Source organism: Chryseobacterium sp. Marseille-Q3244, from assembly GCF_940807095.1.
Classification (GTDB): domain Bacteria; phylum Bacteroidota; class Bacteroidia; order Flavobacteriales; family Weeksellaceae; genus Chryseobacterium.
Genome location: NZ_CALNWX010000002.1, coordinates 358,304 through 376,468, shown reverse-complemented (window position 1 = coordinate 376,468; position 18,165 = coordinate 358,304). Strand labels below are relative to the sequence as shown.

Below are 18,165 nucleotides of genomic sequence, written 5' to 3'. Positions count from 1 at the left end.
TTTAAAATTTCAACAGATCTTTATAAGGATTTTCAAGGCCCAGCAACATTCCGAAGGCCGGCTCTGTTTTGATTCCCTTTTTTTTAAGGTCTATTATTTTTTGTTTAAATTCTTCTCCTTTTTCCTGTAATATTTTGTGTTCAGCAATCATATGAAGGTAAGCATTTTGCTGAGTCGTAGGTTTATTTTGTCCAAAAATTTCAATAGGAAGCCCTTCTAACATAAAATTTAATGTAATGCATTTTTCGCCGTTTACAATGGGATATTCCACTCCTACATCATGAGGAATAAAGCGACTCAACATTAAATCATCTAGAAAGTCTTCTTCAAATTTTAAATCCACCTCAAAAATAAGATCGAGATCACTTCCTTCTATGTCAATTTCAATAGGAATGGTTCCTGCTAAAATTGGAGAATACTCTTTTAGCTTTTCAAAAATGCGATGCTTTGTGAGAATTTCATAAGCTCTTCTTTGCCTTTCATTTCCTGTTTTCAGATAGTCGATCTTTGTAAAATCAATCATTTGAATATGGTATGTTTTACTTTTTTTCTTTGATTTTCGATTCTCTGATCCAATTTTCCCCTGAATTCTATAAATTTAGGATCTTTTACATCATTGGTTCTATGCTCCAGTGCCCGCATGATCTTAAAATTTTCTTTAATAAATTCTTTAGTCTCTTCTGAAAAATAAGAGTCTCCAAACTTATCAAAAATATAATTAACGGCCTGAGTACTTGGATGAATCATATCTTCTTTATAGAAACGATAATCCCGCAAATCATCCATCAAAATCTCATAAACAGGGAGATAATGACAGTCTTCGAACAGGGAAATAGATTCATGAATGGCGGTAATTAATTTGGACTTGCTTAACTGATTCTCCACCATTCCATCTTTGGTATGTCTTACCGGAGAAACAGAAAACAAAATCTGAACTCCTTCTTTACAGATATCCTTAAGTTCCAGAATGGTATTGTAAATGGACCCTGTAAGCTCCTGATGGGTAAGCAGCCTCTTCTCAAAGAATTTCTGAGGAATCTTATGACAGTTGGCTACCAGTTTGTGCTTTGGAAGAAACTCATAAATGAAAGAAGATCCATAAGTAATAATAATCCAGTCAGCTTCCTGAAGGAATGCATTTCCTGTTTCAATGGCTCCATTAATCTTGTCTAAAGTCTGATGAATATACCTGGTATCAAAACTCGTATGATGATCTAAAGAAATATATTCTTCATTATAAACAATCAACTCATCTTCTATATAAAACTCCGAATCATGAAGCCTTTTTACTGCATTATTGATGGAAAAGGGATTAAAAATTGTCCCAAAAGGATTATTTAGCGTCTGAAGCTGGCCATCTTTCAGTAATTCAGTCATTTCAGAGGCAAAGCAGGAACCAATTGAGAATATCCTATCTTCAATCTCTATCTTCTTCTCTGATTTCGGAATATCAACTTCTGTTCTGAATTTCATTGTATAGATTTTAGGTGGGAGGCAATAGGTAGCAGGCAATGCTGCGACCTACTCCCTATCATCTGCAACCTTATTTAGCTTTCTCTTCTTAATAAATAGTTGGCCAGTTCAATGAACGGCTTTTTCTTTTCTTCAGGAATATCAATTTTCTGTAGATAGCTTTGTCCGATTTCATTGTGTTTTTCGATCAGACGAAGGGCTTTTTCATCTACTTTTGTTCTTCTGAATATCTTTTCAACACCGTAGATTTTATCGATGTTATCAGTCTTTTTAGAATACCAGTAATCCAGTTCTTTTCTTTCTTCTTCTGTTGCATGTTCTCTTGCTAACAGATAAAGAACTGTTTTCTTGTTCTCATAAATATCTCCGGCATGTTTTTTACCAAACTGTGCCTGATCTCCGAATACATCAAGATAATCATCCATAATCTGGAATGCGATTCCGATGTGTTTTCCAAAGTTGAAAATTGCTTTAGCATCTTTAAAATCAGCCTTTGCAATTAAAGCTCCGATCTCAAAAGAAGAAGCACTCAATACTCCTGTTTTATAGGTAATCATTCTGATATAATCATCAAAAGTTACATTCTCCTGAGTTTCGAAATTAATATCATACTGCTGTCCCTCACATAAAAGAAGACCAGTACGGGTAAAGATTCGGATACAGGCTTTAAAGATTTCAGGTTCAAGATCTTCAAAGAATTTATATGCTTTAAGCATCAATCCGTCTCCAGAAAGAATCCCCACATTAATTCCATGTAAGGTATGGATTGTAGGCTTATTTCTTCTTAAAGGAGCCTCATCCATAATATCATCATGAATCAGGGTGAAATTATGGAAAAACTCGATAGCCAAAGCCGGTTTTATAGCCTGCTTCAGATCTCCACCGAACAGATCACAAGCCATCAGCACCATAATGGGACGAAGACGTTTTCCACCATGGGAAATAATATAATTCATCGGCTCATATAACTGCGTAGGCTTATCTTTAAAAGTATACTTATTGATGGCGTCCCCAACAAGCTGCTGGTATCTGTCTAAAAATTCCATAAAATCTTATAATTTGAACAAAAATACGATTTTTCAAGGCTTTATAAAACAAAAAACTTTGCCCAAATGGACAAAGTTTATATGATAATTGTGATTTTTTATCTTAAAATAAGAAAGTTACAATAAGATAAGTGATAGCAGCTACTATTGCTGAAATCGGAATGGTTAATACCCAAGCCCAAAGTAAGCTTACTGTAATTCCCCATCTTACTGCTGAAATTCTTTTTGTTAATCCTACCCCGATGATAGACCCTGTAATGGTGTGTGTGGTAGATACAGGAATACCAAAGTGATCTGTGATGAATAAAGTAATTGCTCCTGCAGTTTCTGCACTCACTCCTTCTAATGAAGTTACTTTAGTAATCTTTGTTCCCATTGTTTTAATGATCTTCCAACCTCCACTCATAGTTCCTAAAGCAATAGCAATAAACGAAACCAGAGGAACCCAGATATAGTGTTGAGCAAAATAATCGAAACGTCCTGCAGAAGGAATATTCAAATACTGTGCATCCTGAAGCATATTCACATGATAATAAATTACCGCCGCTCCAATGATTCCCATTACTTTCTGAGCATCATTCAAACCATGTCCTAAACTAAACAGTGCTGACGAAGCCAACTGCAATCTTTTGAAAGATTTGTCTGCTTTGTGTGGATTTGATTTTTTATAAAGGTGAACAATAATTAATGTAATAATGATCGAGATAATCATCCCTATGATCGGTGCCATGAAAATGAACAGGAAGATAGGAATAACTTTATCAAACTTTACCACTCCCTGATGAGTTACCTGGCTGAAAGCTTCTTTAGTCGTTTCCCACATTCCAAGTTCAGGCTGTGCTGCTGCCACATCATGGTAATCCATCATAAAAGCATGCATTAAAGCTGCTCCCAGGAATCCTCCAATCAAGGTATGTGATGATGAGGAAGGAATCCCAAACCACCATGTCAGAAGGTTCCAGGCAATAGCTGCCATCAAACCGGAAAATATAACTTCAAGCGTGATAAAATTCTCGTTAACTGTTTTGGCAATTGTATTACCAATTTTAAATTCTCCAATAATATAAGCAGCAATAAAGAAAGCTGCAAAGTTCCAAAGTGCCGCCCAAAGTACAGCCTGGAATGGAGTTAAAACTTTTGTAGAAACTATAGTTGCAATTGAGTTGGCCGCATCATGGAAACCATTGATATAATCAAAGATTAACGCCAACGCAATAATAACTACAAGTAAAATCGGAAATTCCATTTTTTGCTATGTATTGTTATCTTTTAGGCGTATTTAATCATGATGTTCTCAATTGTATTGGCAACATCTTCTGCTTTATCCGTTACGATTTCAAGATAGTTCAATACAGATGAAACTTTAATAATGTTAATAGCATCATTAGTTTCGAATAAATCTACCATTGAGTTGGAAAGCAAATCATCTGCAATATTCTCAATAGAGTTTACTTTAATACAAGCTTCTTTCACCTGCTCCATGTTCTTAAACCCTTTAAGGTTTTTCATTGCATTCTGAATTTCAAGACATGCTTTGTGAATCAAAAGAGAGAAATCTGAATAAGCTTTCATCTCAGGAGATTTGTATAAGAAGATATATTTTGTAGAAGCGTAGATATAATCAGCAATATCATCTAATCCTGTTGCCAGTGTGTGAATATCTTCACGATCAAAAGGAGTAATGAAGTTTTTTCCCAGTTCTACGAAGATTTCGTGAGTAAGCTCGTCATTCTTATGTTCGTAATCACTCATTTTTTTCAACATTGAATCGTCATTAAGATCGAAATCCTTGATTCCAGCATTGAATTCCTCAGACATTGCAACTAGGTTTTCAGTTACCTTTTCAAAAAGTACAAAGAAGATTTTATCTTTTGGTTGAAAAGCGTGGAAAATATTACCAATTCCCATTTTTTAGTATTTATAATTCGAGTGCAAATTTCTTAAAAAAGGATTGTACCTGAAACTATATAACATTAAGTTTTGTTAACATTCGCTTACCTGCTGATTACCAAATAAAAAAACCGACATTACTGCCGGTTTTATAGGGTATAAAAAGAGATTAGTTAGCTACTTCAGCTCTCATATCTTTTCCTTTAAATTTCATCGATTGAATGTTACTTAAAACATTGTCTTTGAATGATTTTTCAACTTCAAAGAAAGAGAATTTCTCAAGAATCTCGATATCTCCGATTTCAGCTCTTTTCTTGGTTTTTCCACCAGCAGTAGCTTTATTGATAATATCTAAAACATCAAGTTTTTTCAAGTGATCTTTTTTACCAAGGTTGAAGAAGAATCTTACCATGTTTTCATCTTTTCTTCTTGGCTTTCCACCACGATCTCTGTCTCTTCCGCGATCTCTGTCTCGATCTCTTCCTCTATCTCTGTCTCTATCACGACCACGATCTCTTCTTGAATAATCATCATCTCTGCTGCTCAATTTCTGCTCAGCAAGATCATGTTTATCCTTGTAGTATAAAGCAAGGTCTTTCAATTGGAATTGTAACAACTGGTGCACCAATTCTTCTTTTGTAAAGTTACTTAGATCTGGAATTAAACTGTCATCAAATTCGAAAATATCTTCGTGTTCCGTCAATAATTTTTCAAAAACACCTCCTACCTGAGCTTTGATAATATCTCCACCTGTAGGAATGAACTTCTCATTAATTTCAATTTTAGTAGCAGATTTGATTTGCTTCAGTTTTCTGCTTTCTTCAGGCTTGATTAAAGCCATAGAAATACCGTCTTTTCCTGCTCTACCAGTTCTTCCACTTCTGTGAACGAATACTTCAGGATCATCAGGTAAAGAGAAGTGAATAACGTGAGTCAGAGAGTTAACATCCAATCCTCTTGCTGCAACGTCTGTAGCCACAAGAATATCAATGTTTTTCAATCTGAATTTCTTCATTACTGTATCTCTCTGTGCCTGAGAAAGGTCACCGTGAAGGGCATCAGCTGCATAACCGTTCTGCATTAAGAAATCTGCAACCTCCTGAGTTTCCATTCTTGTTCTACAGAAAATAATGGAATACTGGTTCGGGTTAGCATCAATTAATCTTTTTAATGCTTCTTTTTTCTGACGGTATCCTACCACATAATATTCATGCGTAATGTTCTTCTTCACTTCGTTGATAGAACCTACTGAAATACGGTGTGGCTTTGTAAGATAGTTTTTGGAAATTCTTTCCACTTCTTTATTCATCGTAGCCGAGAATAAGAAAGTTTGTTTAGTTTCCGGAGTTTCACTTAGAATGGTTTCCAATTCATCCTTGAATCCCATTGAAAGCATTTCATCAGCTTCGTCTAATACTAACCAATGAATCGCAGAAAAGTCTAATGCTTTTCTGTTGATAAGGTCAATTACCCTACCTGGAGTTCCCACGATAATCTGTGGTTTGTCCTTTAAAGATCTCATCTGATCTACAATACTACTTCCACCATAAACCGCAGTAGTTTTGATGTCCATGTATTTAGAGTAATTCTTTATGTCTTTAGAAATCTGAAGACATAATTCCCGTGTCGGACAAAGCACCAATAATTGGATTTTGCGACTCGTATCGTCAATCATATCCAAAATCGGAAGCGAAAACGCTGCTGTTTTGCCTGTCCCTGTCTGCGCAAGTGCGATCAAGTCGCGAATATCTGAAAGAATAAAAGGGATAGTCTGTTTTTGGATTTCTGTTGGGCTTTCGTAACCCAGTTCGCCAATTGCCTTAAGGATATCAGGACTTAAATTGGTTTCCGTAAATAAATTCATTAACTATTTTAAAATTTTTGCAAAGATACAATAAATATTTGACTTGTTTTTGAACAAAGTTTTAAATATACAAACTTAAATTCAGAATCTTTTAATACTTTTTTAATATTTGAAAAATTAAATCCAAAAAAATAAGCTTTGGGTTAAAAATTTGTTAAACATTAGTTTTTTTTATTAAATTGGATTGATTTTTTCTGGATTATTTATGAATTTTCGAAAACAAAACTATGAAACGCAGATTTTTCTTTTTGATATTCTCATTGATAACGCTTGAAATATTTGCTCAGACCCCCAATTATCCCACCCGGTGGACCCTGGATAATTGTATTGAATATGCAAAGGAAAACAATATTTCTATCAATTCATTAAGGCTTTCAAAAAATTCAGCTCAGCAGGATCTGCTGCAGGCTAAAGAAGCAAAATATCCCAACCTTAACGGAACGGTTTCACAAGGTCTTTTTTCTCTTAACGGAAATGACGGGCTTCATGTAACCGGAGCACAAACTCAAAGTATTGGAGCCAATTCTTCGATGACCCTTTACCATGCCAATTATATTAAAAATAATGAAGCATCAAAAAACATGCTCGTTCAGATGGCTGATTTATCTGTACAGGAATCTGAAAACAATATTACCATAAGCATCACACAGGCATATCTTAATATCTTGATGAATGAAGAAAATATCGTTTCACTGGAAAATGTTTTAAAAACAACCCAAACCCAGTTAAAACAGGGAGATCAACTTTATAAAGCGGGAAGTCTTTCTAAACTTAATTATCTTCAGATTCAATCACAGGTTGCTCAGGATCAGTATAATTTAATTTCAGCTCAGAATAATTTGCGCACCAATATTGTTAATTTAAAACAAATTTTGCAATTGCCGACGAATTATGACTTCCAGATTGTAAAACCGGACAGTCTCATGGTGGATGACCAGCTAAAACCCCTTCAAGACGTTCAGAGTCTTGCCCAAAACCAACGCCCTGAAGTAAAATATGGGGAACTGAATGTGGAAAATTCAAATACCAATCTTAAAATGGCTCAGGCTTCTATTCAACCCACCTTAAGTGTAGTAGGAAATGTTTCAACCAATTATACCAATGGGAATGGCAATTATTTTAATCAATTAGGTAATAATTTCTACATGCCTATCGGATTAAGCCTTGGTATTCCGTTTTATAATAACAGAATATACAAAACGCAGATTGAAAAATCAAAAATTGCGATAGAGCAGGCTAATCTTGATCTTCAAAATACCAAAACGATTCTCAACCAACAAATCGAGCAATCCTATATCAATTTACAAAATGCAGTATCACAATACGATTCCGCCTCCAAACAAATGGAGCTCAACCAACAGAGCTACGATATTGTGAATGCTCAGATGAAAATTGGCAGTATTGACTATGTACAGCTTCAACAGCAACGATTGCTTTACATTCAGTCTATTCAAAATTATCTGCAGGCTAAATACACTGCGGTTCTCAATAAACAGATTTACGAATTTTATGCAGGTAACCCTATAAATCTAAAGTAAACTATGAAATCGCTATGATTTACAAACAAAATACCGATGAGGATAACGCGATTGCATATGACCTTTAAAAACAATAAACGGCTAGCATATGAAAACAAAGAATAAAAAATGGTTATACTGGGTTGTGGGCGGCATCATTGCTATAGGTGCAGTCTGGTTTTTCTTCATCAGAGAAAAAGAAATAAAAATCCAATTGGAAACGGTAAAACCTGAAATGGGAGAAATTTCCAATTCTATTACTGCCACAGGAACTATTCAACCAGTGGATACTGTTGCGGTAGGTACTCAGGTATCAGGAATTATCAAAAATATTTATGTAGATTTTAATTCTACTGTAAAAAAGGGACAGCTTTTAGCGACTCTGGATCCGGATCTTCTTCAGTTCCAATCTGAACAGTATAAAGCCAATCTTCAGAATGCAAAAAGTAATCTTGCTTACAATGAAATCAACATCAACCGGCAGTCACAGCTTTATAAAGTAGGAGCCATCAGCAAAGCAGATTATGATATTGCCACCAATCAATATAATATGGCAAAAGCACAGGTAGGTACTGTAACTGCCCAGCTTTCTACTGCTAATAAAAACCTCTCACTTACCTATATCTATTCTCCGATAGACGGCACCGTTCTCAACAGGAATGTAAGCGAAGGGCAGACTGTAGCCTCCAGCTTCAGTACCCCTACTCTGTTTAGTATTGCTAAAGACCTTACTAAAATGAGGGTTCGTGCTTCAGTAGATGAAGCTGATATTGGAAATGTGAAGGTGGGACAGAACGCAACTTTTACTGTAGATGCTTTTCCTGATGAAACATTTAATGGTGAAGTTGCTGAAGTCCGGCTCCACCCTACCGTTTCATCGAATGTTGTAAACTACACTACCATCATTAATGCTGACAACTCTGGTTTGAAATTAAAGCCAGGAATGACCGCAAATATTACAATTTACACACAGGTTTTAGAGAATGTAATGAAAATCCCTACTGCTGCAACCAGCTTCAGACCAGACAGTCTGGTTATTCAAAAATACAAGATCAATTCACCATTTGCCAATGCTAAAGCCCATGAAAAAGGGCAAGGAAAAAAGCAAGGGATGAAAAAAGGTACAGACAAGAAAAATGAGGCCGGTGTATGGGTTATTGCCAAAGACAGCACCATATCCCACAAAAGGATTAAAACAGGGATGGACAGTGATACTGAAATACAAGTTATTTCTGGTTTAGATAAAAATGATAATATCATCACAGGCTACAAGCTGCTCTCTAAAAAATCTTCCGGTGGACAGACAAAAAGCCCGTTTATGCCTCAAAGAAGAAGTGGTGGTAACAATAATAAAGGCGGTGGCGGCGGTGGACCCAGACAATAAAAAGCCCAAAATCTACCCTAATATTTAGCAAAAATAAAAAAACAAAAGTCATGGCAGAAAAAATTCTTGATATCATGGATCTGAAAAGGGAATTCAGAATGGGTGAAGAGATTGTTCATGCGCTGAAAGGAGTTACTTTTTCTGTAGAAAGAGGAGAATTCGTGACGATCATGGGAAGCAGTGGCTCGGGAAAATCTACCTTGCTTAATATTTTGGGCTGCCTGGACAAACCCTCCAGCGGCGATTATATTCTTGATGGAGTTAATGTTAAAAATCTTGACCGAGATGAATTGGCTGTTCTTAGGAATAAAAAAATAGGTTTTGTGTTCCAATCGTACAATCTTCTTCCCAGAACTACAGCAAGGGAAAACGTGGAACTTCCTCTTCTTTACAATGCAAAAATTTCAACAGAGGAAAGACACAAAAGATCATTAGAAGCATTGACTGCCGTAAAATTGGAAAGCAGAATAGATCACCTTCCCAATCAAATGTCAGGTGGGCAACAACAAAGAGTAGCTATTGCCCGGGCTTTAGTGAATGAACCTGTTATGATCCTTGCCGATGAAGCCACTGGAAATCTTGATACAAGAACTTCCTACGAGATCATGGCACTCATGCAGGATTTACATAAACAGGGACGTACCATTGTTTTTGTAACGCATGAACCCGATATCGCTACTTTTAGCAGCAGAACAGTCACACTGCGGGACGGAAAAGTAATTAAGGATGTTAAAAATGACAATATAAAATCTGCCAGAGAAGCGCTGGATGCTCTTCCTGTCAATGATGATTATCAATAAACACTAAAACCTCATTGCAATGAACCTCTCAAACCTCTTCAGAATTGCCTGGAAAGCCCTTTTAAGAAACAAGCTTCGAGCATTTTTAACGATGCTTGGGATCATTATTGGTGTTGCTTCCGTAATTGCTATGACTGCCATTGGCGAAGGTTCTAAAAAGAGTATCAGCGATCAGCTTTCTTCCATGGGTTCCAATATGATTACGATTCGGCCTTCAAGCAATGTGAATGTTTCAGGAGGGGCAAGAATAGGAGCCTCCGGATTGCAAACACTGAAATCACAGGATGCTGACGCTATTTCCAAAGGAGCACCTGATGTTTCTTATGTCTCTCCCGCTGTACAAACCAATGGACAGTCGATCAACGGACCCAATAACTGGCCTACCCAATTGCAGGGTGTTAATGAAGAATATTCTCAAATCAGGGATTGGAGTGTAGCAAGTGGTAATTTTTTCAGCAAGAAAGATGTTTCCTCTGCCAATAAAGTCTGCCTGCTTGGACAGACGGTTTATACGAATCTCTTCCCCAACGGAGAAGACCCGATAGGAAGTATTATCAGGTTTAATAAAGTTCCCATGAAAGTTATTGGAATTCTCTCTCCTAAAGGATCTAATGCTTTCGGCCAGGATCAGGATGATGTCATCCTGGCTCCTTTTAATACAGTTCAGAGAAGATTTCTGGGAATTACTTATGTGCAGACCATTTATGCGGCTTCTACGAATGCAAACACGTCACAACAGGCTACGGATCAGGTTTCAGAAATTTTAAGAAAACAGCACAAGCTTCCCGTTGATGGAAGCAACGACGACTTCAGTGTAAGAACCCAGGCGGAACTGATCTCTACCATGAGTTCTACCAGCCAGCTTCTGACCGTACTGCTTTCTGCTATTGCCGGAATCTCATTGATTGTAGGAGGAATCGGGATTATGAACATTATGTATGTTTCTGTGACTGAAAGAACCAAAGAAATCGGTTTAAGGATGTCAATTGGAGCCAGAGGAAAAGACATTCTGTACCAATTTTTGATCGAAGCCGTACTCATCAGTATTACCGGAGGAATATTGGGAGTTATTCTCGGGATTCTTTCCTCAGAGTTGGTTACTTTTTTTCTTTCATGGCCTACCTTCATTACCGAGTCATCCATTATTATTTCGTTTATTGTCTGTGCCGTCACCGGAGTATTTTTCGGCTATTATCCTGCCTTAAAAGCATCAAAACTTGACCCTATTGAAGCATTGAGATATGAATAGTTTTATGTAAATTTGGATAGTGTTGTGGAGTATGGGCACGGGTTTCGAGTTTTCGGGATGATGAGATTCAGAATATAGCCACCAGAAAAATTAATAAACATCAACAAAATATGTCAGCCAGTATTTCTTCTAAAACCTTTGATTTTCTAAAAAAGTTAACCAAAAATAACAACCGTGAATGGTTTAATGAAAATAAGAATCTGTATACTGAATCTCAGTCAAATGTCATTGATTTTTTAGACAGCTTGATTAAAGAAATGTCCGGATTTGATGAAGAACTTGCTAAAATTGACAGCAAAAAATCACTTTTCAGAATTTACCGTGACACCCGCTTTTCGAAAGATAAATCCCCGTACAAAACTAATTTCGGAGCTTCTCTGGGGATGGGAAAAGGAAATCAGAAAGGCGGATATTACCTTCATATGGAACCTGGTAAATCTTTTCTGGCCGGTGGTATATATATGCCTGAATCTCCAGTTTTAAAAGAAGTACGGAAGGAAATCTCTTTGTATGGCGATGATTTTCTTAAAATTTTAAATCATAAAGATTTCAAAAAGCACTTTCCTGAACTAGATCAGGATGATAAACTGAAAAAGGTTCCTCAGGGTTTTGAAAAAGAAGATCCTATGGCGGAATATTTAAAGCTTAAAAACTTCATTGTGGTATACCCCATCAAAGATGAAGAAGTTTTAGATAAAAATGCTGTGAAAAATCTCAGTAAGATTTTCAAACTAATGAAACCTTTTAATGATTTCCTGAATACTCCTTTCCGGGATTAAAAATCGTTCAAGAATAAACTCTTTTGAATTTCATCAGTATTTTTTACCACAGATGGCTAGGACTTTCACAGATGCGACTGCATTTACTATTGTAGTATCTAAAAAATGCCTGTATAGACCTATGAAATTCTGTTTTTTTTACGCATAAATATTCTACAAAGTAAAAAACACTCCTACAAGGCGTTTCTGTGACAAATTCAAAATATATTAGAGCTCAAGGTCTTACAAAACAACACACAAACACTATCAACTGAAAATCAATTCATTATATTTAACATTTTTTAAGAAAAGTTTTACATTTTTGCTTATCTTTGCTGTTCGTCAAAAAGCTAAGGATGTCTTTATACCAAAAAATTGCAGAAAAACTACAATATATAAGTCCGGATTTTTATAAGAAAAGATATTTTAAGACCTTAAACAATCTTAATAAAGATAATTTTTCGGAACGCAATGTAGAACCGGAACTGGTATGGATCAAAGAATACCTTCCAAAAAATGCTGTAATACTGGACATTGGCGCCAATGTAGGAACTTTCCTGTATCAACTGGAAAATAAATTAGACCACGAGCATATCTATGCTTTTGAGCCTAATAAAAAGCTTTACACCAGACTGAAAAGATTATTCCCTACGATGAGGGTACTTCCTTTGGCACTTTCTGACGAAAATACAATTGCGGAATTCAAAGTTCCCATTATCAACGGAAAAACCATCGCTTCCCGTGGAACCTTAAATACGGACTACAAAGAAAAAGGCGAAGAGAAAAGCTATACTGAGAAAGTAAAGGTTATCAAACTGGACGAATGGGCTGCTCTGGAACACTTCAACCGACTGGATTTTATCAAGATTGATGTTGAAGGCAATGAAATAAAGACTCTTTCGGGAGCTAAAGAAACCATCAGACAGTTTATGCCTACTTTAATGGTTGAGATGGAACAAAGGCATCACCAAACACCTATATGGAATGAAATCTCTGAAGTGGAACGCTGGGGATATGAAGTAAAGTACCTGAACAGGAACACCTTTACCCTTGAAACCCTTACAGAGAATATTCTGCTACAAAATACAAACGACGAAAAAAATAAAACTCAGTACATCAACAATATTATTTTTATACCTAAAAACCCTTAAAACAACTTTATGAGCGTAGTAGCGAGACAAGGCTTCAAATATTCCATTATCGGTTATATTGGTTTTTTGCTGGGTACAGTTTCTGCAATATTCATCTTTCCCAATGACTTCGAATTTTATGGAAAACTCCGCTACAGTATGCAAACTGCAGAAATGCTTGTTCCTTTCGTTGTTTTTGGAATTTCTTATGCGAATGTGAAATTTTTTCATTCTTTACAGAAAGATGGTAAAAATCAGAACATGCTTTCCTTATCGCTTGTTACTGTTTTAATTAACTTCATTATATTTTCCATTATATTTTTTGTTCTTCCTTACTTTTATCCCAAGTTCATTCATTCGGAAGCCTGGAAAATTAAAAAAATTATCTTACCTCTTATTTTAGTTTTATCTATCTGTGCTATTTTCAATAAATACACTTCTAATTATAAAAGGATTGTTGTTTCTAATATCTTTGACAATCTATTCCCTAAAATAGCCAATTTGGGAGCATTCTGTCTGTTCTTTTATTTTTCTCTGTCTCAGAATATAGCATTGGCTTTCTTCTTTGGAATGTTTACCTTAATGCTTTTCGGATATATTTATTACACCAATAAACTTGAGAAAATCCATTTTGACATCAGTACAGATTATTTTAAGAAAGACAATTTCTGGAAAGAATTTCTAAACTACAGTTTCTTTGGCTTTCTGGGAACATTTGGAAATTACCTGGCGATTAATAGCTTTATGATCGGAGAGTTTATGGGTATGGAAGAAAATGGTATTTATTCTGTATTATATGCTCTTATTTCATTGATCTCTATTCCACAGCTGGGTTTATTTAATATTTCAGCACCCATTATCAGTAAACATCTTGCTGATGGTGACATGGAAGGCCTGGATAAGTTCCATAAGAAGACTTCATTAACGTTATATTTTCTGGGAGCGGTATTATTTTCCTGCATTATGGTCGGGTTTCCTTACCTGACTCAGTTTATGCCAAAAAATGGGGTAATGCTCAGAGAATATGAACCGGTTGTATGGATCTGGGGATCTGCAGTTTTAATTGACTTAGCCACAGGATTCAACGGAAATATCATCTCTCTTTCAAAGTATTACAGATTCAACATTCTGGTGATGCTTTTATTAGCCGGATTAACGATTGGGCTGAACTATTATTTCATCAAAAATACAGACTTGAAACTTATCGGAATTGCTTTATCCACAGCCATTTCCCTTACGATTTATAATGTTGTTAAAATCTTATTCAACTATATTCTTTTCAAAGTTTCACCATTGAGTATCGAAATGATCTTCATTTCAATCATTTGTACTTTAGCGATTACTGTAGCCATTGTTTTGCCTAATTTCAACAGCAACTTCATCAATCTGATCTACAAACCTGCTGTAGTACTCCTATTAATCTATATTGGAAACTACTTTACAAAGATTTTCCCAATAGAGGATTATCTGAATATGAGGTTTATTAAGAGTATTTTTAAGTTTAAATAAGACTTAGAAGATAAAAACAACAGAACAATACCAATTTAATCAGCAATAAGGCTGTTTAATACCTGTTCTAATCTGCTTTGGACTTCTGACTTACCGTAATTTTTTTGAAAATCGAAATGGGTGTTTATAAGCCCATTCATCTGCTCAAGGATATTTTCTTTTTCGGGAAAAATGAAATTCAGTTTTGATGGGTAATTTTTTGGAAAAACAGCCAGTTTTCCGTAGGCAATAGCATCGCCAAGGTTCCCTGTCATCTTGGTTTTCCCATACGTTTCTTTTATGCTGAAAAATTCCGTTTCCTGTTGAATCGGACACCAAAGTACATCTGCCTTCTGCATCCAGGCCTCAAAGTCTTCCGATGAGACTCTTTCTGGAAAATAGGTTACAGAGATATTCTCCGGCAGGTTTGAAGACAGGCGTTCAAGTTGTTTTAATTCATAAGTCTGGGCTTTTCCAAGAAAAATAAATTCACATTTTTGATCCGATCTTATCTTCTGAATGGCTGCAAAAATATGGGCATAATCTCTCCTCTTCTGAGAAACACCACCCGGAATAACAATCATGAGACTTTCATTCTCAGATGACACATAGTCTCTGGCATAAAAAAGAGGCAGAAACTGATGCCTGTCAGAGATCAGCGCTTCATCCAGTACTATCAGAGATTTTGATTGCTGATACACTTTACCAGCATACAACAATCCTTCTTTCCACCATAGTTTTAGTCTGTAGATGACATCACCTTTGAATACATTTGTTATTAAATCAAGTTTTGAGGCTCTGGTAAAATTGAGATTATGAGTAATAACAGCCGTATTGTATTTTTTTGTTATCGCCAAAAATGTATTGAAAAAACGATGAACAGTTCCGATAATAACCAAATCATATTCTCTCGTCTTCAGCTGATCTAAAATCATAGAACTATCCGACAGAAAAACCTTTGATCCGGTCTCACGGATCTGATCCTTTATCCTTTTGGAAAAATAATAATCTACACTGAAATTCTGAGATCCCTCCATGACATTCATGAAAGCCTGTGCTATTTCTGCGTGGGTATCTATTTCTATGTAGGCTATTTTTTTCACTGACCGATTGGAATTATTTTTAATTTTTGGCTAAAGCCGGTTGAATTTTTATTTTGTATTAAACGGACTAAAGTCCGTTTCTATTGATGTTTATATTGGTTTACAGCATTACATTTTCAGCCATTTTTTCTTCAGCATTTTCCAGCGTTGATCGTTAACGGCTTTTTGTTCTTCTTTTGAAATTTTAAGTTCCAGTTTTTTAGCCTTACAACCTTCATAGGATTTCACAATATCAAAGAAAAATGATGGAGATTTGCTTTTCATTGCTTCCTTTGATGAGGCAATATAAGCCAGAAATCTGTTCAATCCTAAAAAATAGAAATAACGCCCGTAATAATCGGCTGGTCTTATGGTATAATCCGCTCCTTTTACTTTAATAAGCTTTACATGAAGTTCAGGTAAGACAACTTCTTTCCAGCCTAAATGCTCCAATAGAATAGAATCTATATTATCCCAGCCTAATGTTTCCCTTAAGCCTCCCATCTGAACAAAACATTCTTTCCGGTAAGCCTTCATAGGGCCTCTTACATGATGCTTATTAGAATTCCCTTCATATACCCAGTTTCCATCTTTTTCTACGTAGAGCAACCCTCCTACCAATCCGTATTCGGGATTGTTATTAAAAGCTTTTTCTACAGTTTCCAGATAATTTTCAGGAAGAATAATATCGGCATCAAATTTACAAATGATATGAAAATCATCTACTGACTGTGTCTGCAAACCTTTTTTGAAAGCATGAACTACTTTTGAACCGGGTTGATGTTCTGATTTTTGAAGATTAATGGTTTCAAAACGGGAATCAGGTGCAGTATATTTTCTGATAACATCAGAAGTACCGTCTGTGGAACCGTCATTAACGACTACCACTTTAAAATCCTTACTACTTTGCTGCTGTAAGGAGTCCAGAGTGAAGGAGAGGTTCTGCTCTTCGTTATGGGCAGGAATAATAATTAAAAACCTCACGGAGTAATTTATAAGTAATGAATGATAAGTGATAAATGATGAAAACCATCACTTATCACTTATTGATTGTTTTTATATTATTTGTTGTGTGGCATCAGCATGTTTTTCGGATCAAGGATTTCATCCAGCTTTTCCTGAGAAAGTATCCCTTTCTCTAAAACAAGATTGTATACGCTTTTCCCAGTCTCCAATGCTTCTTTTGCAATCTGTGTAGATTGTTTATAACCGATATAAGGATTCAATGCCGTTACAATTCCAATGCTGTGTTTTACCATATTCAGACATACTTCTTTGTTGGCTGTAATTCCTACTACACACTTATCACGAAGGGTATCCAATGCATTGCAAAGGAAATTGATATTTTCCATGATTGCATGAGAAAGAACCGGTTCCATTACATTAAGCTGTAGCTGTCCTGCTTCTGCTGCAAACGTTACCGTTAAATCGTTTCCAATTACTTTGAAGCAAACCTGATTCACCACTTCCGGGATAACAGGATTTACTTTACCCGGCATAATAGATGATCCAGGCTGCATTGGCGGAAGGTTGATTTCAAAAAGTCCCGCTCTTGGTCCTGATGAAAGTAATCTTAAATCATTACAGATTTTTGATAATTTTACCGCCAGACGCTTCATAGCTGAAGAATAAATCACATAAGATCCTGTATCTGGTGTAGCTTCTACCAGGTTAGGTGCAGAAATAATAGGAAACCCTGTGATCTGAGCTAAATTTTTAGCACAAAGTGTAGCATACCCAACCGGAGCATTTAACCCTGTCCCGATGGCTGTAGCTCCCATATTTACTTCTACGAAAAGATCTGCATTATTGTTCAGTTTGGAAATATCTTCTTCCAAGGTAGCAGCATATGCTTCGAATTCCTGGCCTAATGTCATAGGAACAGCATCCTGAAGCTGAGTACGTCCCATTTTAATAACATCATGGAACTCCTGCCCTTTTGTACGGAAAGCAGCTATGATTTTCTCCAATCTTTCTACCAAACCGATATTCATCTGCAACAGCCCCATTTTGATGGCTGTAGGATAAGCATCGTTCGTTGATTGCGAAAGGTTGATATGGTCGTTAGGTGAACAGAATTCGTATTCTCCTTTATTTTTCCCTAATTTTTCCAACACTACATTGGCAATTACTTCATTCGCATTCATGTTGATTGAAGTTCCTGCTCCTCCCTGGATCATATCTACCGGAAACTGGTCATGATATTTCCCTGCTACAATCTCATCACATGCTTCTGCTATTTTGAAATATAGGCTTTCATCAAGAAGTCCTAATTCATAATTGGTTTTTGCGGCAGCTTTTTTTACGAAAGCCAGTCCTTTGATAAAATCCGGATATGAAGACAAAAGCTGTCCCGAAATTTTGAAGTTGTTGATTGCTCTTTGCGTCTGCACTCCATAATAAGCATCTAAAGGCACGTTCAGTTCGCCTAATAGATCACTTTCTTTTCTGAAATTTTCCATTACAGATATTTTACTGTTTTTG

The 18,165-nt window shown here is 36.0% G+C and carries 16 protein-coding genes; 7 read left to right on the top strand and 9 right to left on the bottom strand.

What is annotated here, in order from left to right:
* Nucleotide 1 precedes the first annotated feature (1 nt).
* From NBX25_RS04820 to NBX25_RS04795, 6 genes are all read right to left on the bottom strand, one after another.
* Complete coding sequence (locus NBX25_RS04820; protein WP_250252977.1) at nucleotides 2-523, bottom strand: DUF4269 domain-containing protein; 522 nt, start codon at nucleotides 521-523, stop codon at nucleotides 2-4.
* Nucleotides 520-1,473, bottom strand: coding sequence for a GSCFA domain-containing protein (locus NBX25_RS04815; RefSeq protein ID WP_250252976.1), 954 nt, complete (start codon nucleotides 1,471-1,473; stop codon nucleotides 520-522). The genes NBX25_RS04820 and NBX25_RS04815 overlap by 4 nt, the downstream gene beginning before the upstream one ends.
* 74 nt (nucleotides 1,474-1,547) lie before the next feature.
* Nucleotides 1,548-2,519 (bottom strand): polyprenyl synthetase family protein, encoded by a 972-nt coding sequence (locus tag NBX25_RS04810; RefSeq protein WP_250252975.1) that lies wholly within the window; start codon nucleotides 2,517-2,519, stop codon nucleotides 1,548-1,550.
* A gap of 103 nt (nucleotides 2,520-2,622) precedes the next feature.
* On the bottom strand, nucleotides 2,623-3,765 hold the full coding sequence (locus NBX25_RS04805) for an inorganic phosphate transporter (protein WP_250252974.1): 1,143 nt from the start codon (nucleotides 3,763-3,765) through the stop codon (nucleotides 2,623-2,625).
* A gap of 23 nt (nucleotides 3,766-3,788) precedes the next feature.
* Complete coding sequence (locus NBX25_RS04800) at nucleotides 3,789-4,427, bottom strand: DUF47 domain-containing protein (protein WP_045494045.1); 639 nt, start codon at nucleotides 4,425-4,427, stop codon at nucleotides 3,789-3,791.
* A gap of 151 nt (nucleotides 4,428-4,578) precedes the next feature.
* Nucleotides 4,579-6,273, bottom strand: coding sequence for a DEAD/DEAH box helicase (locus NBX25_RS04795; protein ID WP_123908677.1), 1,695 nt, complete (start codon nucleotides 6,271-6,273; stop codon nucleotides 4,579-4,581).
* 227 nt (nucleotides 6,274-6,500) lie between these two features.
* On the opposite strand from NBX25_RS04795, the gene NBX25_RS04790 reads away from it, so the two are divergent.
* From NBX25_RS04790 to NBX25_RS04760, 7 genes are all read left to right on the top strand, one after another.
* Complete coding sequence (locus NBX25_RS04790) at nucleotides 6,501-7,811, top strand: TolC family protein (RefSeq protein WP_250252973.1); 1,311 nt, start codon at nucleotides 6,501-6,503, stop codon at nucleotides 7,809-7,811.
* 88 nt (nucleotides 7,812-7,899) lie between these two features.
* Nucleotides 7,900-9,174: an efflux RND transporter periplasmic adaptor subunit gene (locus tag NBX25_RS04785; RefSeq protein ID WP_250252972.1), complete on the top strand. Its 1,275-nt coding sequence runs from the start codon at nucleotides 7,900-7,902 to the stop codon at nucleotides 9,172-9,174.
* 50 nt (nucleotides 9,175-9,224) lie between these two features.
* Nucleotides 9,225-9,974 (top strand): ABC transporter ATP-binding protein, encoded by a 750-nt coding sequence (locus NBX25_RS04780; protein WP_123908680.1) that lies wholly within the window; start codon nucleotides 9,225-9,227, stop codon nucleotides 9,972-9,974.
* A 19-nt stretch (nucleotides 9,975-9,993) separates the two neighbouring features.
* Nucleotides 9,994-11,223 (top strand): ABC transporter permease, encoded by a 1,230-nt coding sequence (locus tag NBX25_RS04775; RefSeq protein WP_250252971.1) that lies wholly within the window; start codon nucleotides 9,994-9,996, stop codon nucleotides 11,221-11,223.
* 110 nt (nucleotides 11,224-11,333) lie between these two features.
* Nucleotides 11,334-12,002, top strand: a complete 669-nt coding sequence (locus tag NBX25_RS04770; protein WP_250252970.1) for a DUF2461 domain-containing protein — start codon at nucleotides 11,334-11,336, stop codon at nucleotides 12,000-12,002.
* Nucleotides 12,003-12,337: 335 nt separating this feature from the next.
* On the top strand, nucleotides 12,338-13,132 hold the full coding sequence (locus tag NBX25_RS04765) for an FkbM family methyltransferase (protein ID WP_123908683.1): 795 nt from the start codon (nucleotides 12,338-12,340) through the stop codon (nucleotides 13,130-13,132).
* Nucleotides 13,133-13,141: 9 nt separating this feature from the next.
* The gene (locus NBX25_RS04760) at nucleotides 13,142-14,620 is read left to right on the top strand and encodes a lipopolysaccharide biosynthesis protein (protein WP_123908684.1); all 1,479 of its coding nucleotides are present in this window, start codon (nucleotides 13,142-13,144) and stop codon (nucleotides 14,618-14,620) included.
* A gap of 35 nt (nucleotides 14,621-14,655) precedes the next feature.
* Here NBX25_RS04760 and NBX25_RS04755 read toward each other — a convergent pair whose 3' ends face one another.
* The 3 genes from NBX25_RS04755 to aspA all read right to left on the bottom strand — a co-directional run bounded on the left by NBX25_RS04755 (nucleotide 14,656) and on the right by aspA (nucleotide 18,143).
* Complete coding sequence (locus NBX25_RS04755) at nucleotides 14,656-15,702, bottom strand: hypothetical protein (RefSeq protein WP_250252969.1); 1,047 nt, start codon at nucleotides 15,700-15,702, stop codon at nucleotides 14,656-14,658.
* A gap of 108 nt (nucleotides 15,703-15,810) precedes the next feature.
* Nucleotides 15,811-16,665 carry a glycosyltransferase family 2 protein gene (locus NBX25_RS04750; protein ID WP_250252968.1) on the bottom strand — a complete coding sequence of 285 codons (855 nt, stop codon included), beginning with the start codon at nucleotides 16,663-16,665 and terminating at the stop codon, nucleotides 15,811-15,813.
* Between the two features lie 77 nt (nucleotides 16,666-16,742).
* The gene (aspA, locus tag NBX25_RS04745) at nucleotides 16,743-18,143 is read right to left on the bottom strand and encodes an aspartate ammonia-lyase (protein WP_123908687.1); all 1,401 of its coding nucleotides are present in this window, start codon (nucleotides 18,141-18,143) and stop codon (nucleotides 16,743-16,745) included.
* Between the last annotated feature and the right edge of the window lie 22 nt (nucleotides 18,144-18,165).

What these genes read in the sequence shown, in the direction of transcription:
- NBX25_RS04820 (WP_250252977.1), bottom strand. Translation starts at nt 523, where the DNA reads ATGATTGATTTTACAAAGATCGACTATCTGAAAACAGGAAATGAAAGG.
- NBX25_RS04815 (WP_250252976.1), bottom strand. Translation starts at nt 1,473, where the DNA reads ATGAAATTCAGAACAGAAGTTGATATTCCGAAATCAGAGAAGAAGATA.
- NBX25_RS04810 (WP_250252975.1), bottom strand. Translation starts at nt 2,519, where the DNA reads ATGGAATTTTTAGACAGATACCAGCAGCTTGTTGGGGACGCCATCAAT.
- NBX25_RS04805 (WP_250252974.1), bottom strand. Translation starts at nt 3,765, where the DNA reads ATGGAATTTCCGATTTTACTTGTAGTTATTATTGCGTTGGCGTTAATC.
- NBX25_RS04800 (WP_045494045.1), bottom strand. Translation starts at nt 4,427, where the DNA reads ATGGGAATTGGTAATATTTTCCACGCTTTTCAACCAAAAGATAAAATC.
- NBX25_RS04795 (WP_123908677.1), bottom strand. Translation starts at nt 6,273, where the DNA reads ATGAATTTATTTACGGAAACCAATTTAAGTCCTGATATCCTTAAGGCA.
- NBX25_RS04790 (WP_250252973.1), top strand. Translation starts at nt 6,501, where the DNA reads ATGAAACGCAGATTTTTCTTTTTGATATTCTCATTGATAACGCTTGAA.
- NBX25_RS04785 (WP_250252972.1), top strand. Translation starts at nt 7,900, where the DNA reads ATGAAAACAAAGAATAAAAAATGGTTATACTGGGTTGTGGGCGGCATC.
- NBX25_RS04780 (WP_123908680.1), top strand. Translation starts at nt 9,225, where the DNA reads ATGGCAGAAAAAATTCTTGATATCATGGATCTGAAAAGGGAATTCAGA.
- NBX25_RS04775 (WP_250252971.1), top strand. Translation starts at nt 9,994, where the DNA reads ATGAACCTCTCAAACCTCTTCAGAATTGCCTGGAAAGCCCTTTTAAGA.
- NBX25_RS04770 (WP_250252970.1), top strand. Translation starts at nt 11,334, where the DNA reads ATGTCAGCCAGTATTTCTTCTAAAACCTTTGATTTTCTAAAAAAGTTA.
- NBX25_RS04765 (WP_123908683.1), top strand. Translation starts at nt 12,338, where the DNA reads ATGTCTTTATACCAAAAAATTGCAGAAAAACTACAATATATAAGTCCG.
- NBX25_RS04760 (WP_123908684.1), top strand. Translation starts at nt 13,142, where the DNA reads ATGAGCGTAGTAGCGAGACAAGGCTTCAAATATTCCATTATCGGTTAT.
- aspA (WP_123908687.1), bottom strand. Translation starts at nt 18,143, where the DNA reads ATGGAAAATTTCAGAAAAGAAAGTGATCTATTAGGCGAACTGAACGTG.